Source organism: Campylobacter sp. BCW_6460, from assembly GCF_001762705.1.
Lineage (GTDB): Bacteria > Campylobacterota > Campylobacteria > Campylobacterales > Campylobacteraceae > Campylobacter_D > Campylobacter_D jejuni.
Genome location: NZ_MJXI01000018.1, coordinates 1 through 5,000, shown reverse-complemented (window position 1 = coordinate 5,000; position 5,000 = coordinate 1). Strand labels below are relative to the sequence as shown.

Below are 5,000 nucleotides of genomic sequence, written 5' to 3'. Positions count from 1 at the left end.
GAAGATACGCGAAGAACCTTACCTGGGCTTGATATCCTAAGAACCTTATAGAGATATGAGGGTGCTAGCTTGCTAGAACTTAGAGACAGGTGCTGCACGGCTGTCGTCAGCTCGTGTCGTGAGATGTTGGGTTAAGTCCCGCAACGAGCGCAACCCACGTATTTAGTTGCTAACGGTTCGGCCGAGCACTCTAAATAGACTGCCTTCGTAAGGAGGAGGAAGGTGTGGACGACGTCAAGTCATCATGGCCCTTATGCCCAGGGCGACACACGTGCTACAATGGCATATACAATGAGACGCAATACCGCGAGGTGGAGCAAATCTATAAAATATGTCCCAGTTCGGATTGTTCTCTGCAACTCGAGAGCATGAAGCCGGAATCGCTAGTAATCGTAGATCAGCCATGCTACGGTGAATACGTTCCCGGGTCTTGTACTCACCGCCCGTCACACCATGGGAGTTGATTTCACTCGAAGCCGGAATACTAAACTAGTTACCGTCCACAGTGGAATCAGCGACTGGGGTGAAGTCGTAACAAGGTAACCGTAGGAGAACCTGCGGTTGGATCACCTCCTTTCTAGAGTACAAAGTAATAAGTCTCACAACTATTACTTCAAATATATAAACTCAATTGATTCTTGTTTAGATTTCAAAGATTGATGATAAAGCTAATTGTTTATGGGGAATTAGCTCAGCTGGGAGAGCGCCTGCTTTGCACGCAGGAGGTCAGCGGTTCGATCCCGCTATTCTCCACCATTTATTAAGGGCCTATAGCTCAGCTGGTTAGAGTGCACCCCTGATAAGGGTGAGGTCACAAGTTCAAGTCTTGTTAGGCCCACCATAAAAAAGATTTGAATAAAAAAGCTTTAAAATCTAAAGCAAGTATATAAAGTAGATTAAATATAAAATATAAACTCTATACTTAGATTTATTTTTATCTTTAGCTATAAAAGAATATACTTTAAATAGATATAAGTAGCATATACATTATGTATTTATATTTATAATGATTATATTAATATATATACTTCCTTTAGGTTTTAAACCTAAATGTTCTTTTTAATTATCATTGTTAAGAGTCACAAGCAAGTTTTAATAAAAACAATTTTACAGGACTTGTTAAAGGATAAAACCTATTTATCTTTTCTTTGGTTTAACTTATATCTTTTAATTATCTTTATCTTTAAAATAAAGAGAATATTAGATTTAAGATTTATAAATTAAAGACAAGTTTCAAACTCACAGCTTAGTTAAGACTAAATCATTTAGTTCTATATTAAGGTTTGAATGCTTTCCGTCTTAAGATAAAGAAGTCTTATCATAAAAACTTTAACAAGGAAGTGATGCGTTTTAGAATCAATAATAAAAGGTAGAAGTTAGGTTATATCTAACTTTTATGCAAATTGTTTTTTTAGTGATTAAGAATTGAAGCTTTATCTACATTAATTTTTTAATGAATGTTTAGTTTATTTCGTTTTAAGCCTAATATCTTTTAGGTTGGCGGGGTAGGCCTTTAGCTTTGGTTCTTTAAGATGAGCTTTCTCATCTGCTAAAAGAACATCAAAAGGTAAGCTACTAAGAGCGAATGGTGGATGCCTTGACTGGTAAAGGCGATGAAGGACGTACTAGACTGCGATAAGCTACGGGGAGCTGTCAAGAAGCTTTGATCCGTAGATTTCCGAATGGGGCAACCCAATGTATAGAGATATACATTACCTATATAGGAGCGAACGAGGGGAATTGAAACATCTTAGTACCCTCAGGAAAAGAAATCAATAGAGATTGCGTCAGTAGCGGCGAGCGAAAGCGCAAGAGGGCAAACCTAGTGCTTGCACTGGGGGTTGTAGGACTGCAATGTGCAAGAGCTGAGTTTAGCAGAACATTCTGGAAAGTATAGCCATAGAGGGTGATAGTCCCGTATGCGAAAAACAAAGCTTAGCTAGCAGTATCCTGAGTAGGGCGGGACACGAGGAATCCTGTCTGAATCCGGGTCGACCACGATCCAACCCTAAATACTAATACCAGATCGATAGTGCACAAGTACCGTGAGGGAAAGGTGAAAAGAACTGAGGTGATCAGAGTGAAATAGAACCTGAAACCATTTGCTTACAATCATTCAGAGCACTATGTAGCAATACAGTGTGATGGACTGCCTTTTGCATAATGAGCCTGCGAGTTGTGGTGTCTGGCAAGGTTAAGCAAACGCGAAGCCGTAGCGAAAGCGAGTCTGAATAGGGCGCTTAGTCAGATGCTGCAGACCCGAAACGAAGTGATCTATCCATGAGCAAGTTGAAGCTAGTGTAAGAACTAGTGGAGGACTGAACCCATAGGCGTTGAAAAGCCCCGGGATGACTTGTGGATAGGGGTGAAAGGCCAATCAAACTTCGTGATAGCTGGTTCTCTCCGAAATATATTTAGGTATAGCGTTGTGTCGTAATATAAGGGGGTAGAGCACTGAATGGGCTAGGGCATACACCAATGTACCAAACCCTATCAAACTCCGAATACCTTATATGTAATCACAGCAGTCAGGCGGCGAGTGATAAAATCCGTCGTCAAGAGGGAAACAACCCAGACTACCAGCTAAGGTCCCTAAATCTTACTTAAGTGGAAAACGATGTGAAGTTACTTAAACAACCAGGAGGTTGGCTTAGAAGCAGCCATCCTTTAAAGAAAGCGTAATAGCTCACTGGTCTAGTGATTTTGCGCGGAAAATATAACGGGGCTAAAGTAAGTACCGAAGCTGTAGACTTGCACACAACTTAGATTATTTAAGTTTAGAATATGAGAAACTAAGTTATATGTTTTAGTTATATTTTTACTGATTTTTATAGAGTAAAGATAGAAATAAAGCTTAGTAAAATCAGTAAAAATATTCTTAGGCTAAAGTTAAGTAGTTTAAGTTGTGTGCAAGTGGTAGGAGAGCGTTCTATTTGCGTCGAAGGTATACCGGTAAGGAGTGCTGGAGCGAATAGAAGTGAGCATGCAGGCATGAGTAGCGATAATTAATGTGAGAATCATTAACGCCGTAAACCCAAGGTTTCCTACGCGATGCTCGTCATCGTAGGGTTAGTCGGGTCCTAAGTCGAGTCCGAAAGGGGTAGACGATGGCAAATTGGTTAATATTCCAATACCAACATTAGTGTGCGATGGAAGGACGCTTAGGGCTAAGGGGGCTAGCGGATGGAAGTGCTAGTCTAAGGTCGTAGGAGCTTATACAGGCAAATCCGTATAAGAACACTCCGAGAACTGAAAGGCTTTTTGAAATCTTCGGATGGATAGAAGAACCCCTGATGCCGTCGAGCCAAGAAAAGTTTCTAAGTTTAGCTAATGTTGCCCGTACCGTAAACCGACACAGGTGGGTGGGATGAGTATTCTAAGGCGCGTGGAAGAACTCTCTTTAAGGAACTCTGCAAAATAGCACCGTATCTTCGGTATAAGGTGTGGTTAGCTTTGTATTAGGATTTACTCCGAAAGCAAGGAAACTTACAACAAAGAGTCCCTCCCGACTGTTTACCAAAAACACAGCACTCTGCTAACTCGTAAGAGGATGTATAGGGTGTGACGCCTGCCCGGTGCTCGAAGGTTAATTGATGGGGTTAGCATTAGCGAAGCTCTTGATCGAAGCCCGAGTAAACGGCGGCCGTAACTATAACGGTCCTAAGGTAGCGAAATTCCTTGTCGGTTAAATACCGACCTGCATGAATGGCGTAACGAGATGGGAGCTGTCTCAAAGAGGGATCCAGTGAAATTGTAGTGGAGGTGAAAATTCCTCCTACCCGCGGCAAGACGGAAAGACCCCGTGGACCTTTACTACAGCTTGACACTGCTACTTGGATAAGAATGTGCAGGATAGGTGGGAGGCTTTGAGTATATGACGCCAGTTGTATATGAGCCATTGTTGAGATACCACTCTTTCTTATTTGGGTAGCTAACCAGCTTGAGTTATCCTCAAGTGGGACAATGTCTGGTGGGTAGTTTGACTGGGGCGGTCGCCTCCCAAATAATAACGGAGGCTTACAAAGGTTGGCTCAGAACGGTTGGAAATCGTTCGTAGAGTATAAAGGTATAAGCCAGCTTAACTGCAAGACATACAAGTCAAGCAGAGACGAAAGTCGGTCTTAGTGATCCGGTGGTTCTGTGTGGAAGGGCCATCGCTCAAAGGATAAAAGGTACCCCGGGGATAACAGGCTGATCTCCCCCAAGAGCTCACATCGACGGGGAGGTTTGGCACCTCGATGTCGGCTCATCGCATCCTGGGGCTGGAGCAGGTCCCAAGGGTATGGCTGTTCGCCATTTAAAGCGGTACGCGAGCTGGGTTCAGAACGTCGTGAGACAGTTCGGTCCCTATCTGCCGTGGGCGTAAGAAGATTGAAGAGATTTGACCCTAGTACGAGAGGACCGGGTTGAACAAACCACTGGTGTAGCTGTTGTTCTGCCAAGAGCATCGCAGCGTAGCTAAGTTTGGAAAGGATAAACGCTGAAAGCATCTAAGCGTGAAGCCAACTCTAAGATGAATCTTCTCTAAGCTCTCTAGAAGACTACTAGTTTGATAGGCTGGGTGTGTAATGGATGAAAGTCCTTTAGCTGACCAGTACTAATAGAGCGTTTGGCTTATCTTTAATAAAGCATCACTTCCTTGTTAAGGTTTTTAATAAGACTTTGAATATAGATAATATTTAGAGTTTCATAGAAATCTTTCAAGTAGAGTTTATATTAGAACTTGCTCTTAACATTGTTTTTTAAGTATTCTATATAAAAACTTATTAAAGATAAAAGATAAGTAAAGAAGAAAGAGAATAAAGAAAAAAATAAAGAAATAAAAGATTAAGCTTTATTTATAAATTAAATCTTTCAAAGAATATTTAAATAACAATGTCCGTGATTATACAGATGTGGAAACGCCTTGCTCCATCCCGAACCAAGAAGCTAAGCACATCGTGGGTGATGATACTACGCCTTACTGGCAGGGGGAAAGTAGCTCATTGCGGACTTGTTAA

2 tRNA genes and 3 rRNA genes (1 of these 5 running past the window's edge) are annotated in these 5,000 nt (G+C 41.7%); all 5 read left to right on the top strand.

The features are described from left to right. A 16S ribosomal RNA gene (locus AJ881_RS04105) occupies positions 1 to 577 on the top strand; it begins 936 nt to the left of the window's first position. A gap of 103 nt (positions 578 to 680) precedes the next feature. Further along, a tRNA-Ala gene (locus AJ881_RS04100) sits at positions 681 to 756 on the top strand. 8 nt (positions 757 to 764) lie between these two features. Continuing rightward, positions 765 to 841, top strand: a tRNA-Ile gene (locus AJ881_RS04095). A 724-nt stretch (positions 842 to 1,565) separates the two neighbouring features. Further along, positions 1,566 to 4,622: ribosomal RNA gene (locus tag AJ881_RS04090) — 23S ribosomal RNA — on the top strand. A gap of 255 nt (positions 4,623 to 4,877) precedes the next feature. Further along, positions 4,878 to 4,994 (top strand): 5S ribosomal RNA (gene rrf, locus AJ881_RS04085). The 16S, 23S and 5S rRNA genes sit together here with 2 tRNA genes alongside, the layout of an rRNA operon. Positions 4,995 to 5,000: the final 6 nt, after the last annotated feature.